The organism is Psychrosphaera haliotis (assembly GCF_009728465.1).
Taxonomy (GTDB): domain Bacteria; phylum Pseudomonadota; class Gammaproteobacteria; order Enterobacterales; family Alteromonadaceae; genus Psychrosphaera; species Psychrosphaera haliotis.
The window spans coordinates 342,510-358,618 of record NZ_WOCD01000005.1; the positions used below are offsets into that span (position 1 = coordinate 342,510).

The following is a 16,109-nucleotide window of genomic DNA, read 5'->3' on the forward strand; positions in this document are numbered from 1 at the left end:
TCCAAAAACTAACGTGCTGACTCTGTAGTTTTCAGAATCTTAAATAGCGACTTCGTTTGGCTGGTTTCATTTTTTCGATATCTATAAATACAAAACCATCTATGCAGTCAGCAAAATCTGGGTCAATGTTGTAACTTAAAAATTGCGTCCCTTGTTCATCGCACAGCTCGGTGTATTGTTTAAACAGAGTTGGGATTGCATAACCTTGCTCTTTCATAAATGATTTTAATTTCACAAAGTCATCTACCGCATTATTGCCATCAAATTGAATACCTAATGTGTTGCTTAGTTGATAAGGGTTACGTGCAATTGGCCATGTTGAACTGTGATTAAGACTGTTGCGGTCAAAGGCTAATTCTTTGCCGCCAAAATAGGTTTGGTAATATCGAATTAAACTCGCCTGGCATTGTTTAGGGAGCTCATTACTAATGGTCACTGGCCCTATTAAATATTGTATTTGCGGTTTTGTTGCTAGGTATGCACCAACACCTTGCCATAGATAATCTAAGCTTCGTTTACCCCAATACTTAGGCTGAATAAAGCTGCGTCCTAACTCCAATGTTTTATTACTCAAAGCTTCTGGCATGTCGGTTAAGTCGAACAAAGTATCGGTATAAAGGCCTTCCGCAGTATGATGCTTTCTCACCTTTTCCATGGCTACCATGCGATACGCGCCAACAATTTCTAACTGATTGTCGTCCCACAAAATAACGTGATCGTAAAACCAATCATATGCATCAAAGTCGCGCATTTTTCCTGTGCCCTCGCCTACTGATCTAAACGTAAACTCCCGAAGACGAGCAAGCTCTCTCATTACGGCTGACGCATCATCATTTTTGGGCTGGAAACAATATATTTGTTTGCCATCTGTAGTTTCACCTAAGCGTTGGCTTTGCTTTAGCTCTTCTCTTACTAAGGTTGGTGACTCCGGGTGGGCAATGCTTTCTAAACTAGAACTAAACTCTGGTACACAACGGCGTTTGTTAAGAGCGTAAACGTGTTTTTTAAACAGTTTTATCAATCGTTTGTTATCAATCGGCAGGTTATTATAAGTGCTCGGCGCAATAGGCGCTCCAATCCGAAGCTTTAGCTCTTGATCATGTTGTTTAAACATTTCGTGAACTAGCCAAATGGTGCTCAAAGGTTTAGCCAACATAGACAAGCCGTAGAAAAACGCCGAGTTTTTACCATCAACATGTATCGGTAAAATGTCAGACTGTGTTTTTTGTGCGAACTTTAAAAAGCCGCTACGCCAGTCGCCGTCTTTTATGCCTGTTGCTGATAACCTTGAAACTTCTCCGGCTGGAAAAATAAGTAATGCGCCACCATTGGTGAGGTGTTGTTCGATAGCCGCCATGTTTTCTTTTGCATTTCGACCACCCATATTGTTAACAGGCAGCAACATAGGTCTGAGTGGCTCAATCGCCCAAAGTAACTCATTGGCGACCACTTTTACGTCTTTGCGAACTTTGCTCAACAGCTTAAGTAGCACCAACCCATCTAAACTACCGATTGGATGATTAGCGATGGCTACGACTTTGCCAGACGTTGGAATGTTTCTGATTTCACGCTCATTGGCACTATAATCAAATTCAAAAAACTCTAAAGCCTGCTCAACAAAATCGATGCCTTTTACATGTGGGTATAACGCTTCAAAACGTTGGAATTCACTTTCGTGAAATATAAAACGAAGAAACCTAAGGAAAGAATTTTTTAGAAATGGGTTGCCACTTTCAATTGCTGGAAACTGCTCTGCTACCACATTTTTTACTGAAATCATGACGTTCACCTACACTATGAGTTAAGTGATAAATTAGGCGGACTTGATGACAGAGAGTTGAACAAAAAATTTCAATTTGATGACAATTTCACTCCAATTTTAATCTCCCTCCAATTTCAATCTCAACTTAAACTTCATGACAATTGAACAAACAATCTAAAATCCAATTTCAACTTCAGTTGTATAAGTTTCAGCGGGTAAACTAAAAAACAGTTAAACGAAAATAAAAAAACGCCCGTTATTGCTAACAGGCGCTTTGTATCCAAAGAAAGGATAACTTTGGAAATTTTGAACTTATCGCTCAGTTATGGTGATTGCTGGTTCTTCACCAACAATTAACCATAAATAACTAACAATTAACCAAACTGGTTCATCGTATTGTCTTTACCGCCAGCTTTAAGCGCTGCTTCGCCAGCAAAGTATTCTTTATGATCATCGCCCATATCAGAACCAGCCATGTTTTGGTGTTTAACACAAGCAATACCTTGGCGAATTTCTTTACGTTGAACGCCTTCTACATAACCTAACATGCCCGCATCACCAAAGTACTCTTTTGCCAAGTTGTCTGTAGACAATGCAGCAGTATGGTAAGTTGGAAGCGTAATTAGGTGGTGGAATATACCCGCTTGTTGCGCAGAGTCCGCTTGGAAAGTACGAATACGTGAATCCGCTTCTTGTGCTAATTCAGTGCTGTCATAAACTTCACCCATTAACTCGTCACGAACATAAGCTGATACATCTTTACCTTCTTCTAACCATGCATCAAATACTTGCTGACGGAAGTTAAGCGTCCAGTTAAAGCTTGGGCTGTTGTTGTAAACGAGTTTCGCATTTGGAACCACTTCACGAATACGGTCAACCATGGCACCAATTTGGCCAATGTGTGGTTTTTCCGTTTCAATCCACAGTAAGTCAGCGCCGTTTTGCAATGATGTAATACAATCTAGAACACAGCGATCTTCACCTGTACCAGCGCGGAACTGGAATAAGTTTGAAGGTAAACGCTTAGGACGTAATAGCTTGCCTTCACGGTTAAGTACTAAGTCACCGTTGTTTAAATCTTGTGGTGCCACTTCTTCACAATCTAAGAAGCTGTTGTATTGGTCGCCTAAATCTCCAGGCTCACGAGTTACCGCGATTTGTTTAGTTAAGCCAGCACCTAATGAATCCGTACGAGCAACAATAACACCGTCATCAATGCCTAGTTCAAGGAAAGCGTAACGAACAGCACGAATTTTTGCTAAGAAGTCTTCGTGAGGAACCGTTACTTTACCGTCTTGGTGACCACATTGTTTTTCGTCAGAAACTTGGTTTTCAATTTGAATGGCACAAGCACCGGCTTCAATCATTTGTTTAGCCATTAAGTACGTTGCTTCTGCATTACCAAAACCAGCATCAATGTCAGCAATAATTGGAACAACGTGTGTTTGGTGGTTGTCGATTTCGTTTTGTACTTTTTGCGCTAGTACTTCATCGCCAGCTTCACGGGCATCGTCTAGTTGACGGAATAAACCGCCTAGCTCACGTGCATCTGCTTGACGTAAAAATGTATAAAGCTCAGCAATTAACGATGCTACAGATGTTTTCTCGTGCATTGACTGGTCAGGTAGTGGACCAAACTCAGAGCGAAGTGCCGCAACCATCCAACCTGACAGGTATAAGTATTTTTTCTCAGTAGTTTGGAAGTGCTTTTTGATAGAAATCATTTTTTGTTGGCCAATAAAACCATGCCAGCAACCTAAAGACTGAGTGTACTGTGAAGAATCACGGTCGTAGTCGCCCATGTCTTTGCGCATGATCTCAGCAGTATATTGAGCAATGTCTAAGCCCGTTTTAAATTTATTCTGCGCTCGCATTCTTGCTGCATACTCTGGCTCAATAGCAGCCCAGCTTTCACCGTGACGCGCTTTAATTGCATTCAATAGTTCTATTTCGTTAGTATATGCAGACATATGCACTTCCTCTATTCACATCATTTATTATTAGTTGGAGAGACTAATTTGTATCTCCATGAATTTTTCTGCTGACAACTCTATGCCATTCGACTAGGATTCATGAAATAAATAATTTCGATACATGGAATTCATGAAATGAATATTAGTAAGATCGACCTCAACCTTTTAGTATATCTAGATGTATTATTACGAGAAAAAAACGTAACAAGAGCTGCAGATAAGCTATCAATTACTCAACCAGCTATGAGCAATGGCTTAAAAAGATTACGAGAACTCTTCTCCGACCCAATATTAATAAGAACTTCAGAGGGAATGGTACCAACTGCACGTGCTTTAGAATTACAGCCTGTAATCCGTAGTATTCTTTCAAAACTGGAAGAAACACTTCAAAAAGAAAAGAATTTTGATCCGTTAGAATCAAACAGAACCTTTAGAATAATGGCAAGTGACTATGCAGAGACCACTTTATTGGCACGTGTATTAGGTAAATTAAGAAGTCGTGCCCCTGGTGTAACCCTTGATATTGTTACGCCTTCGGACGTTAGCTTTCATGATGTTGAACTAGGTAAAGTTGATATGGCCATCAACCGATTTGATGATCTCCCACTATCATTTCATCAGAAAGTTATTTGGTACGATACCTTCTCCTGCATGGTTAATGCTAAGCACCCTTGTTTGCCAAACCTCGATTTAGATACTTATTTACAACACAAACATGTTTGGGTGAGTAAAACTGGCTTTGGCGTAGGTGTAGGCATTGATCCTAATGAGGTTCAAAAGCTTGGCTGGGTTGACAATGAGCTGTCAAAGTTTGGTAAAAAACGCGATATTAGCGTATTCACCAGACACTACCATATGGCAATGTGGCTAGCTAAAGAACAAGGACTAATTGCGACATTACCTACCAAGGCTGCAGAACTTTATGCTGATAACCCTGACACTGTGACTATGGAGCCTCCTTTTGACATCCCTCCGATAGCATTAAAAATGGCCTGGTCGCCTTTGTTACACCATGATGCTGGTCACGTTTGGTTACGTCGATTAATTGTTGATGTTGGTGCTGAGTAACTACTATTCACAATACTTATGGCGAACATATAAAACCAAAGGTATTTTTATATAAGGGTTCGGATCTAGAATTACCGCGCTAACTTTTTTAAACAAATGCGAGTCAGTTATGCCAAACACATTGCGTAAAGAATTGAACAATAAAGACGTACAGGTAAATCAGCTTACAATAGATGCTGGTTTTTACGATTTTGTAAACTCATCTGTATTACCACAAATCCAGTTACCGCAAGAAGTATTTTGGCGTGAGGTCGAAAGTATTTTTGAACGGTTTATTCCAGTAAATAAACAACTATTAGAGAAGCGCTCTGCTCTTCAAGCCCAAATAAATGAATACCATTTAAATGCTGGCTCTACAGACGTTGCTTCTTATAAGTCATTTTTACAAGACATTAATTACCTTGTTAAGCCACCAGCGCCTTTTAAAATCGAATCGACAAACGTAGACGATGAGATAGCCACCATGGCTGGCCCACAGTTGGTTGTTCCGGTAATGAATGCCCGTTATGCACTTAATGCAGTAAACGCTCGCTGGGGCAGTTTATACGATGCTCTTTATGGTACTGACGTTATCAGTGAAGAAAACGGAGCTGAAAAAGGCAAAGCCTATAATCCAGTTCGCGGTGACTTAGTTATTCAGTATGCTCGAACGCTTCTAAATACACACTGCCCAATCAATGATTGCTGGACAAACGTAAGTCGCTTTAACGTTGAGAACGAACAACTGGTAATCACTCTTGAGAATGGTGAAACATCACATCTTGCAGAACCATCTCAGTTTGTTGGTTACCAAGGCAAATCAGACCAACCAACGGGAATAGTGCTAGCTCACAACAACTTGCACTTAATTGTACAAATAGATGCAGATCACCCGGTTGGTAAAACTGACAAGGCCTATATCAAAGACGTATTGGTAGAGTCTGCACTAACCACTATTATGGATTGTGAAGATTCTGTTGCCGCAGTAGACGCTGAAGACAAGATTGCCGTTTATAAAAATTGGCTTGGACTAATGTCTGGTGAATTGACAGAAGACATCTCAAAAAATGGCCAAGTTTTCCAACGTAAAATGAACGGTGACATTGAGTTCATCAGCAAAGATGGTTTTCAGCATAGTTTGTCTGGCCGCGCGCTAATGTTTGTTCGAAACGTTGGTCACCTAATGACAAACCCGGTAATGCAATTTAATGGTGAAGACGTACCAGAAGGTATTCTAGACGGTATTATTACCGCTGCGATTGGTAAAATTGATGTTCAAAAGCCAGCAACGGCTACAATAAAGAACAGCCAAAAGGGCTCCATATATATTGTTAAGCCTAAAATGCACGGACCTGAAGAAGTCGCCTTTACGCAACAATTATTTGATGCCGTTGAAGATGCACTTAGTCTTGACCGCTATACTCTAAAAATGGGTATTATGGATGAAGAACGACGTACATCGGTTAACCTTAGAGCTTGTATTAAAGAAGCAAAAGAACGCGTTGTGTTTATTAATACCGGCTTTTTAGACCGTACCGGCGATGAAATTCACACCAGTATGTTAGCTGGTCCGTTCATGCCAAAAGCTATTCTTAAAACAATGCCTTGGATTTATTCATACGAAGAGTCAAATGTAGCCAGCGGTTTGAATAGTGGCTTTTTAGGTAAAGCACAAATTGGTAAAGGCATGTGGCCAATCCCAGATAACATGGCGGACATGATGGAGGCTAAAATTGGTCATCCACAAGCAGGCGCAAATACCGCTTGGGTTCCATCTCCAACAGCTGCGACCTTGCATGCGCTTCATTACCATCAAGTATCGGTTCCTTCGATACAAGACAGTTTAATTGCACAAAGCAGTGAAAGTGAATTGTTAACCGACGAAGCGAAACGTTTAGAAAGCATTTTAACCATTCCATTGTTGAGCAAAGACGAGCCTTTAACACCAGGGAAAGTAAATCATGAACTGGATAATAACGCCCAAGGCATTTTAGGTTATGTGGTTCGTTGGGTAGATGCTGGCATTGGTTGTTCTAAAGTACCTGACATTAATAATGTTGGATTGATGGAAGATAGAGCAACTTGTCGTATTTCGTCACAACACATGGCTAACTGGCTAACTCATGGTTTGTGCAGTGAGCAACGCATTGTTGTGGTGATGAAAAAAATGGCTGCGATTGTTGATCAACAAAACGTAGATGTTGAAGGATACGAGCCTATGGGCCCTGACTTTGACAATTCTATCGCTTTTAATGCCGCTCTTGATCTTGTACTTAAAGGTAAAGATCAACCAAGTGGTTATACAGAGCCGTTGTTGCATGCCGCTAGATTAGCGAAAAAGGCTTCATTGCAGAATTAAGAGTTCAGTTCTGCGCTTTACGTCCCCCAATGGGAAGGCCGGCAATCTAAGTTAATTAGAGCGCCGGCCTTTTTATTTGTCATTTTTAATTTTAGTGACTGGTTTTAACGTACGGTTTTACAGCCTCGTTAACTAAAAATTTATTCTGCTAACAGGTTAGCAATTGTACGAACGCCCATTGCCGTAGCGCCCGCTGCATATTTTCCTGTGGCGTTATTGTTAAATGCGCCAGCTAGGTCGATGTGCAACCAGTTGCTGCCTTCTTCATTAACAAATCGCGATAAAAAGCCTGCTGCATTAGATGCTCCACCCATGCCACCGCCTTTTTGAGGACGACTATTTGCAGTATCAGCATAGGCTGACGGGCAATTATTTTGATGTGCTTTAGTTAGTGGTAAACGCCATGCGCCTTCAAACTCTTTTGCTGCCGCAACTAATCCGCGGTCAGCCATTGCATCATCTAACGCGAACATTGCATTGTAATCGCTACCAACAGCCATCATTGCTGCGCCTGTTAATGTTGCTGCATCAATAATTTGTTTTGCACCAATTTCTGTTGCGTGCAATAGACCATCTGCCAATACTAATCGGCCTTCAGCGTCGGTATTTACAATCTCAACACTAGTGCCATTTTTATAAGTAATAACATCACCTAAACGATAAGCATTGCCTGCAATCATGTTTTCTGCACAGCATAAAATTAAACGAACACGTTTGTTTAAGCCTCGCATAATAGCTAAACCTAATGCGCCTGTTACCGTTGCAGCGCCACCCATGTCGCATTTCATTGCTAACATGCCTTCAGAGGACTTAATTGAATAACCACCGCTGTCGAAAGTAATGCCTTTACCAACCAATGCATATTCAATTGGTGCAGACTCATCGCCAGTAGGGTTATAGTCTAAGCTTAGTAATGCTGGAGCAAAACTACTTGCACGTCCAACTGAATGAATACCAATCCAGCCGGCTTCAAGTAAGTCATCACCTACTACAAGTGAGTGAGACACAGCGTCGCCGCCTAACTCTTTAATAAATTTAATCGCTTGATTTGCTAGCGCTTCTGGATATAAATCCGCAGGCGGTAAGTTAGTCATCTCGCGAGTCCAGTCGTAGGATTTTTTTCGAGCATCTAACTCTTTGCTGTCGTTTGCTAACCAAGCAACCGATTGACCACCTTTTGCAGTCACTAAACCAAGGTAAAAACTCCACTGTTGTTCAACATCCCAGTCGCCTTGAACATTAACTTGGTTTACGCCCATGCCTTGGATTTTGCGAGCTACCGACTGAATAAGTGGTAAAGAAGCTTCTAAAGACAAGTCACCAATGTGAATAGTGAAACCGTCGGCAGTTATACTCAACTGATTATCATCGCCCCAACCTTCTGGTGCTGCATTTTTAGAAATTTGTACATTCAGTAATTTTGTCATAACGCCTATCTCATCTTTATAAAAATTATCTATCAATCATAGAGAACTAATTCTCTTTCGTCAGTTCAATATGGGACTTATTTTTTAACAAACAAGTAAATACACAAAGTTGATCATTGTTTTAATTCTTATGTAGCAACCTGATCAATAATCTTTAATAATGGTTTTTTATGGATTAAATAATACCAACCGGAGTTTGTTATGCCTTCTGCCAGTTTTTTCGCACTCTTTGACGATATTGCTTTGTTGCTCGACGATGTAGCTGCAATGTCGAAAGTCGCCGCTAAAAAGACCGCAGGGGTATTGGGCGATGACTTAGCGGTAAACGCGGAACAGGTTAGTGGCGTTAAAGCCAATCGAGAGCTTCCCGTTGTTTGGGCCGTTGCCAAAGGGAGTTTGCTAAATAAAACCATATTGGTGCCCGCCGCGCTGCTCATTAGTGCATTTTTGCCTTGGTTAATTGTTCCCTTGCTTGTGCTCGGTGGTCTGTTTTTGTGTTTTGAAGGCGCAGAAAAAATAATAGAAACCTTTCAATCAAAAAGTGATGAGAAAGAACAACATCACCAAGCCCTATTACAAAAAGTAAAACAAAGCCCTGAAGAGTTACTCAATTTTGAGCAAAACAAAATCAAAGGGGCGATACGCACAGACTTCGTTCTTTCGGCTGAAATTATCATTATTGCTTTGGGCAGTTTTGCTGGTGCAACTATGGTCAATCAAATTGCTGCTCTGTCGTTTATCGCCTTTGCAATGACAGTCGGCGTTTATGGTTTAGTCGCTGTTATCGTTCGGTTAGACGACGTTGGCCTTTATTGGAAGCAATTAGAGGATAAAGGCATTGGTAGAAAAATATTAAATTTATTTGGTTCGGGCTTGTTATCCTTTGCACCAAAACTAATGAAAAGCCTTAGTGTTATAGGTTTAGTGGCCATGTTTCTTGTTGGCGGCGGCATGCTTACTCACAATATTGGCTTTGTACATCACATTAGCGAAGTTGTACTCAACTTCCTTGCTACCGACTTAAGCTTGCCTTCAATTATAGTGACGATTGCCAGTGTATTATTGGACGGCCTTTACGGAATTGTTGCTGGCTTAATAGTGGCAGGCATTATTCATATCTTGCCGTTTGGGAAAAACAGCATGCTTAAAAGCAAGGCTTCCAAAACAAGCGAAGACTCAAATTTAGGTCCAAAGGTAGGTTCAGGTTCAGGTTCAGGTTCAGGTTCAGGTTCAGGTTCAGGTTCAGGTTCAGGTTCAGGTTCAGGTTCAGGTTCAGGTTCAGGTTCAGGTTCAGGTTCAGGTTCAGCAACACTAGAAAGCGCTACTATTTTAAAACGTTACAAACGCTTTTTAGTGGATGTTGAACAAAACGGAAAAGAGTTTACGATTTATTGCCCGAATACTGGCGCAATGACTGGCTGTGCGGACGCTGGTTTTGATGCTTATTTCAGTACCAGCGATAACGCTAAACGTAAGTACGCTCACACGCTAGAAAAAACAGTGAACCAACATGGGCACTTTATTGGTGTGAATACCATTGCGGCAAACTCAATAGTAAAAGACGCCATTGAAACAAATAAAGTTCCTGAACTCGCGGGCTACAAAAAATTACAAACGGAAGTAAAGTATGGCGAAGAGAATAGTCGCATTGATATTTTACTAAGCGAACCAAATTCCCCTGACGAACGTAATTATTGTTACGTTGAAGTTAAATCCACCACTTTATTATTAAATGAGCAAAATGGTCTTGGCGCATTCCCTGATGCCAAAACAACACGTGGTCAAAAGCACGTTCGCGAATTAATAGAGATGGTAGATCAAGGACATAGAGCCGTTTTGGTTTTTTTAGTCCAACATACCGGTATTAAAAAAGTAACCGTAGCCAGACATGTTGATAGTAAATATGGAAATTTAATTGATGAAGCGGTGCAAAAAGGGGTAGAAATTTTAGTATTGCATACCCATATAGACGCGCATCAAACTTTTGTAACCCACACCAGCCAATTTGAACATTAATCTGGATTTTAGTTGTCAAACAGTGTTAATTTTGCTATATGTAGCCGCCGTTTTTTGGCATTAGACACTGGTTGCTAATACAAAAACAACAAATTGTGCGCTAACCGGTTGAATTTTAGGAGAAAAACAACGCATGGCAGAAAAGAAATCACTAGGATTGTTAGCCTTAGCAGGCGTTGAGCCGTATCAAGAAAAGCCAAATGAAGAATATATGGGCGACGAACAATTAGTCCATTTTCGTAAAATTTTGGAAGCATGGCGTAACCAGTTGCGTGAAGAAGTTGACCGCACTAAAAATCACATGCAAGACGAAGCAGCCAACTTCCCAGATCCGGTAGACCGTGCATCGCAAGAAGAAGAGTTTGCTCTTGAACTACGCACACGAGATCGTGAACGTAAGCTAATTAAAAAGATTGAAAAAACGTTAGGTCTAATAGACAGCGACGACTTCGGTTTCTGTAAAACGTGTGGTATCGAAATTGGTATCCGTCGTTTAGAAGCACGTCCTACAGCTGATCAATGTATTGACTGTAAAACGCTTTCTGAAATCAAAGAAAAACAAATGGGTGGTTAAGGCTTAAGCCTTAACCCTTTTTCCCCCTCCGTGATATCAGCAACACCTTACCCCTTCACTAAACAGAAAAAATTTAATACTACAAATACCCAAGTCCGCGGACGATTTGCACCTTCGCCTAGTGGCCCTTTACACTTTGGTTCATTGTTTGCTGCTTTAGGTAGTTACCTGCACGCTAAGTCACAAAATGGACTTTGGTTTGTGCGCATTGAAGACATAGATACCACCAGAGTTCAAAAACAAGCCCGCGAGCAAATTTTAGAAGCGTTAACCGCTTTTGGTTTTGTTTGGGATTGTGACAAACAAACAGAGTCTCAGTTGCGTATCAGCGACCAAAACTGCTTAACGCAAACACAGCGCATAAACCGATATCAAGAGTGTTTTGAATACTTAGAAGCCCAACACCTACTGTATGGCTGTGAATGCACACGCAAAGAAATCAAAGCACTGGGCGGCAGTTATAATGGTCAATGTAAAAATAAGCAATTAGACCTTCAGACGCATCCTGTTCGTATTAAACAAGTAAATCCCTTGCATAGTTATACTGATCTTCACTTCGGACTGCAGGAAGCGCCTGAGGGGCTTTCAACCGAAGACTATCTGATAAAGCGTCGCGATGGTTTATTCAGTTACCAACTGGCCGTTGTAGTTGATGACATTGATCAAGGCATTACACATGTGGTGCGCGGTTCAGATATTATGCCGCTAACAGCTAGACAACTCACTCTTTACCAACAGTTTGGCATGACGCCTCCAGAGTTTTTTCACCTGCCGGTCATTTCTGGTCAAGTAGGACATAAACTCAGTAAACAAAACCATGCGACGCCTATTGATATGAAAAACCCTAAACCAGAGCTAGTTAAAGCCTTGGAATTACTAGGGTTACCGATAACTGAATGTAGTGAGATTGAGCGAAAGAGCTGCGCTAAAATACTAGATTGGGCCATCAAAACTGTCGATTTTTCACGGTTACCTAAAGGTCAAGAAATCCTCATTTAAGTGAATTGCTCATTTATTTTTTATTTTGCTCATATTGCTGTAAAATGCGCCGCTAACAATCAAATGAAAAGTCATTTGTGGTCAATAGATTAATATTAGGTAAGTAAATACGTGGTTTTTAAAAAAGTAATTTCTTGGTTTGGCAAAGATTCAGCCGATAAAAAAGAGCAAACACCTACGGCGTCGCGCCCTGTGAAAAACGAAAAGCGACGTGGTCCTGCTCAACGTCATGCTGGCAAACCTCGTCCTAAAAAACCACAAGCGCCTTTTGTCGAAAATAACGCAACGCTTATTCCACGTGAATCTCATCCAATTTCAAGAAACGACGTAAGCCCTAGTGCTTTAAAAGTTTTGTATCGACTAAAAGATAACGGTTACGAAGCCTATTTAGTGGGTGGTTGTATTCGAGATATCTTACTAGGTCTGCAGCCTAAAGACTTTGACGTTGTAACAAACGCAACTCCAGAACAAGTTAAAGCTTGCTTTTCAAATTGTCGTTTGATTGGTCGACGTTTCCGTTTAGCTCATATTATGTTTGGCCGAGAGCTTATTGAGGTTGCCACAATGCGTGGGCACCATGACACACCAGTGGAAGATTCAGATAACAAAGGCAATCAAACATCACAAGAAAACGGTCACGCAGACAAAGCCAAAAAAACTTCACGCCAAAGTGATGAAGGTCAATTATTAAGAGATAACGTGTACGGCAGCATAGATGAAGACGCCGAACGCAGAGACTTCACTATAAACGCCCTTTATTATGACATTCGCAACTTTTCTATTTTAGACTTTGCCAATGGCATGGCCGATATCGAAAAAGGTGTGGTGGATTTAATTGGTGATCCGGAAACTCGTTACCGTGAAGATCCGGTTAGAATGCTTCGCGCTATTCGTTTCTCAACGAAACTACGAATGCAAATTGCGCCGCGTACCAAACAACCTATTTATGAATTAAATCATCTTCTTATCAACATTCCACCAGCGCGTTTATTTGACGAAGCGTTAAAGTTATTTTTAGCCGGTAAAGCGGTTGATAACGTGGCCGCTCTTCGTGAATTTGGTATTTTCAGATACTTCTTCCCAATTGCAGAACAAGTATTAACGGGTAACCCTTTAGATAAAGAAGAGCGTTTGTTAGCGACGATGTTAACAAACACAGATGCCAGAATTAATGCTGAGAAAAGTATATCTCCAGCCTTTGTTTTAGCCGCGTTATTTTGGTACCCGTTAGAAGCCCACGCCAGCGAATTAGAACTTGAAAGCGGCTTGTCACCTTATGATGCTTTCCAAGTAGCCATGAGCGACATATTGCAAAGAGCGGTTCAAACGGTGGCCATTCCAAAACGTTTCACTGCCACAATGCGAGATATTTGGAGCTCACAGCACCGTTTATTAAAAACCGAGGGCAAGCGCCCAATGCAAATGGTTGAAAACCCTCGTTTCCGAGCTGCTTACGACTTTTTATTATTAAGAGCTGAAGCGGAAGGCGGCGAATTGCATGACATCGCTCAATTCTGGACTGACTACCAACAAACGGATGAAGCCAAACGAGCTATCGCTAAGTCGGTAAGAACACGAGCTAATGCGAGTAATGCGACTCCAGGACCTCGCGGCGACAGAAAGCCTGGTTTTGATAGCAAAGATGGTGATAAACCAAAGTCAAAACGTGGAAAGTATCGCGGTAGCCGTCGTCGTAAAAAAGAGCAGTAGGCATGACAGAGCTTGTTTATATTGGGTTAGGTGCAAACCTCAATAACCCTCGTGACACTGTTCGCTCGGCAGTTAAAGCATTAGCAACGTTAGAGCACTGTGAATTTATTGGTCAGTCAAAAATATACAGTAGCAAACCTATGGGGCCTTCTGACCAACCTGATTATGTAAACGCCGTTGTTTTACTAAAAACATCATTGAGCGCACACGATGTGTTTGCCAAAACATGTCAGTTAGAACAAGCCCACGGGCGAACTCGAAATGGCGAACATTGGGGCCCACGTACCTTAGACTTAGATATTTTGCTTTATGGTGATAACCTCATCAATGATGAGCAACTTACCGTACCGCATTACGGCTTAAAAGATCGCGAGTTTGTGGTTTATCCGCTGTTAGATATAACACCAAACTTAGTATTGCCTTGTGGTTCAATACTAAGTGATATTGCAAAACAATTACCTTTTAATGACATGAACGCTATTTAGCGATTAATTCTGGATAAAAGAATGAGCAAAATTACTACCTCCAAGCTACTCAAAATGAAGCAAGATGGCGAAAAAATAGCAGCGATCACCGCCTATGATGCCAGTTTCGCTGGGTTATTTGACCAACAAGGCATTCATGTAATGTTAATTGGCGATTCAATGGGGATGGTATTGCATGGTCAAGACAGCACTTTGAGTGTGACCAATGAACAAATTGCTTACCACACCAAATGCGTAAGAGCAGGCACTGAAAATGCGCTTGTTATTGCCGATATGCCATTCATGAGTTACAGCTGCCCAGCCACCGCACTTAAAAACAGTCATGAGTTAATGGCCGCTGGTGCAAACATGGTTAAAATTGAAGGCGGCGAATGGCTTTATGAAACCATAAAGCAACTGACGCAAAATGGTGTTCCTGTTTGTGGTCATTTAGGATTAACGCCTCAGTCGGTTAATGTGTTTGGTGGTTTTAAAATACAAGGCAGAGACGCCGACAAAGCTAATGAAATGATTGAACATGCCAAAGGCTTAGAAAAAGCCGGCGCTCAGTTATTAGTGTTGGAATGTGTGCCAGTAGACTTGGCAAATGCAATAACGGCAGCCGTGTCTATCCCAACCATTGGTATTGGTGCAGGAAATGGCACTGATGGTCAGATTTTAGTGATGCATGACATTTTAGGGATTAGCTCAGGTTATATTCCAAAGTTTTCTAAAAATTACATTGAGATCACTGGCAATTTACAACAGGCAGTGAGCTTGTATATTGATGAAGTCCAAAGCGGTGCGTTCCCAGACGAAGCACGCTGGTTTAAGTAAGTATTCTATTCCTATGCAAATTATTAGCTCTTTAAGTGAATTACGCACGTGGCGTCAGCAATGTTACAAAGACGGTAAAACCGTAGCTTTTGTACCAACGATGGGCAACCTTCACGAAGGTCACATTGAGCTTGTTCAGCAAGCCCATAAATACGCAGATTTTGTTATCACTTCAATTTTTGTTAATCCAATGCAATTTGGAGAAAACGAAGATTTAGACGCATACCCAAGAACTTTTGACGCCGATTGTAAGAAGCTTGAAGCGGTGAACAACCACGTGGTGTTTTATCCAACCGTTGCTGATATGTATCCTAACGGACTTAAAGCACAAACTGTGGTATCCGTACCAAACAATGAACTTGAGCACTGTGCAGAAGCTACCCAGCGACCAGGACACTTTGATGGTGTTGCGACGGTTGTGACTAAGTTATTTAATATGGTGCAACCTGATACGGCGTTATTTGGACAAAAAGACTATCAACAGGTTCGTTTGATTCAAACGTTAGTAAAAGATCTAAACATGCCTATTAGCATTGTGCCTGTGCCAACGGTTCGTGAAGTATCTGGCCTGGCTAAAAGCTCTCGCAACGGTTACCTTAGCGATGACCAAAAGGCCACAGCGGCAGTGATATATCAAACATTGCTAGCGGTGCAAGACGCCCTTAAAAGCGGCGCTCGTAACATCAATGAAATGCAGACATTTGCACTAGAGATGATTGAATTAGCAGGCTTAAAGCCTGATTACATTGAAATCAGAGATAGCAGTGATTTTGGTAAGGTTACAGATAGCAGCTTACAAGCGGTTATTCTTGTGGCTGCATTTGTTGGTAAAGCTCGCTTGATAGATAACCTGACCGTCGAGTTGTCTTAATCGTAGGGCTATTTTGACGATTGAGCTATCTTAATTTTAGAACTGTTTAAGCTGAAGAACTGTTTTAGCT

At 41.3% G+C, this 16,109-nt stretch carries 12 protein-coding genes and 1 pseudogene; 10 read left to right on the forward strand and 3 right to left on the reverse strand.

Annotation, left to right across the window (positions count from 1 at the left end; translation table 11 throughout):
- Positions 1-31: 31 nt before the first annotated feature.
- Both olsF and GNP35_RS12095 read right to left on the reverse strand, forming a co-directional pair.
- The gene (gene olsF / locus GNP35_RS12090) at positions 32-1,780 is read right to left on the reverse strand and encodes a bifunctional ornithine lipid synthase OlsF (RefSeq protein ID WP_155696360.1); all 1,749 of its coding nucleotides are present in this window, start codon (positions 1,778-1,780) and stop codon (positions 32-34) included.
- Positions 1,781-2,136: 356 nt separating this feature from the next.
- Positions 2,137-3,732, reverse strand: a complete 1,596-nt coding sequence (locus GNP35_RS12095; RefSeq protein ID WP_155696361.1) for an isocitrate lyase — start codon at positions 3,730-3,732, stop codon at positions 2,137-2,139.
- Positions 3,733-3,870: 138 nt separating this feature from the next.
- Here GNP35_RS12095 and GNP35_RS12100 point away from each other — a divergent pair, with 138 nt between their 5' ends.
- A complete protein-coding gene (locus GNP35_RS12100) occupies positions 3,871-4,803 on the forward strand; it encodes a LysR family transcriptional regulator (RefSeq protein ID WP_155696362.1) in 933 nt (310 codons plus the stop codon).
- A gap of 109 nt (positions 4,804-4,912) precedes the next feature.
- Entirely contained in the window at positions 4,913-7,141 is a 2,229-nt protein-coding gene (locus tag GNP35_RS12105) for a malate synthase G (protein ID WP_155696363.1), read from the forward strand.
- Between the two features lie 140 nt (positions 7,142-7,281).
- On the opposite strand, the gene pepB is transcribed toward GNP35_RS12105, so the two are convergent.
- Positions 7,282-8,568, reverse strand: a complete 1,287-nt coding sequence (pepB, locus tag GNP35_RS12110) for an aminopeptidase PepB (RefSeq protein WP_155696364.1) — start codon at positions 8,566-8,568, stop codon at positions 7,282-7,284.
- Positions 8,569-8,769: 201 nt separating this feature from the next.
- On the opposite strand from pepB, the pseudogene GNP35_RS15845 reads away from it, so the two are divergent.
- The 8 genes and pseudogenes from GNP35_RS15845 to panC form a co-directional block, all read left to right on the forward strand.
- A pseudogene (locus GNP35_RS15845) lies at positions 8,770-9,684 on the forward strand (DUF808 domain-containing protein); the annotation flags it as partial.
- Positions 9,685-9,708: 24 nt separating this feature from the next.
- Positions 9,709-10,584: a DNA/RNA nuclease SfsA gene (sfsA, locus tag GNP35_RS15850; RefSeq protein ID WP_230961464.1), complete on the forward strand. Its 876-nt coding sequence runs from the start codon at positions 9,709-9,711 to the stop codon at positions 10,582-10,584.
- A 133-nt stretch (positions 10,585-10,717) separates the two neighbouring features.
- Positions 10,718-11,158, forward strand: coding sequence for an RNA polymerase-binding protein DksA (gene dksA, locus GNP35_RS12120; RefSeq protein ID WP_155696366.1), 441 nt, complete (start codon positions 10,718-10,720; stop codon positions 11,156-11,158).
- A gap of 30 nt (positions 11,159-11,188) precedes the next feature.
- Positions 11,189-12,157 carry a tRNA glutamyl-Q(34) synthetase GluQRS gene (gene gluQRS, locus GNP35_RS12125; protein ID WP_330997805.1) on the forward strand — a complete coding sequence of 323 codons (969 nt, stop codon included), beginning with the start codon at positions 11,189-11,191 and terminating at the stop codon, positions 12,155-12,157.
- 291 nt (positions 12,158-12,448) lie between these two features.
- Positions 12,449-13,867, forward strand: coding sequence for a polynucleotide adenylyltransferase PcnB (pcnB, locus tag GNP35_RS12130; protein WP_330997854.1), 1,419 nt, complete (start codon positions 12,449-12,451; stop codon positions 13,865-13,867).
- Positions 13,868-13,869: 2 nt separating this feature from the next.
- Positions 13,870-14,352 carry a 2-amino-4-hydroxy-6-hydroxymethyldihydropteridine diphosphokinase gene (gene folK, locus GNP35_RS12135; protein WP_155696367.1) on the forward strand — a complete coding sequence of 161 codons (483 nt, stop codon included), beginning with the start codon at positions 13,870-13,872 and terminating at the stop codon, positions 14,350-14,352.
- 21 nt (positions 14,353-14,373) lie between these two features.
- Positions 14,374-15,168, forward strand: a complete 795-nt coding sequence (gene panB, locus GNP35_RS12140) for a 3-methyl-2-oxobutanoate hydroxymethyltransferase (RefSeq protein WP_155696368.1) — start codon at positions 14,374-14,376, stop codon at positions 15,166-15,168.
- 13 nt (positions 15,169-15,181) lie between these two features.
- Entirely contained in the window at positions 15,182-16,039 is an 858-nt protein-coding gene (panC, locus tag GNP35_RS12145; protein ID WP_155696369.1) for a pantoate--beta-alanine ligase, read from the forward strand.
- The last annotated feature ends 70 nt before the right edge of the window (positions 16,040-16,109 follow it).

Bases quoted from the DNA above. Each gene is read 5' to 3' on its own strand.
- dksA (WP_155696366.1), top strand. From the start codon at position 10,718: ATGGCAGAAAAGAAATCACTAGGATTGTTAGCCTTAGCAGGCGTTGAG.
- panC (WP_155696369.1), top strand. From the start codon at position 15,182: ATGCAAATTATTAGCTCTTTAAGTGAATTACGCACGTGGCGTCAGCAA.
- folK (WP_155696367.1), top strand. From the start codon at position 13,870: ATGACAGAGCTTGTTTATATTGGGTTAGGTGCAAACCTCAATAACCCT.
- GNP35_RS12105 (WP_155696363.1), top strand. From the start codon at position 4,913: ATGCCAAACACATTGCGTAAAGAATTGAACAATAAAGACGTACAGGTA.
- panB (WP_155696368.1), top strand. From the start codon at position 14,374: ATGAGCAAAATTACTACCTCCAAGCTACTCAAAATGAAGCAAGATGGC.
- olsF (WP_155696360.1), bottom strand. From the start codon at position 1,780: ATGATTTCAGTAAAAAATGTGGTAGCAGAGCAGTTTCCAGCAATTGAA.
- GNP35_RS12095 (WP_155696361.1), bottom strand. From the start codon at position 3,732: ATGTCTGCATATACTAACGAAATAGAACTATTGAATGCAATTAAAGCG.
- pepB (WP_155696364.1), bottom strand. From the start codon at position 8,568: ATGACAAAATTACTGAATGTACAAATTTCTAAAAATGCAGCACCAGAA.
- GNP35_RS12100 (WP_155696362.1), top strand. From the start codon at position 3,871: ATGAATATTAGTAAGATCGACCTCAACCTTTTAGTATATCTAGATGTA.
- sfsA (WP_230961464.1), top strand. From the start codon at position 9,709: ATGCTTAAAAGCAAGGCTTCCAAAACAAGCGAAGACTCAAATTTAGGT.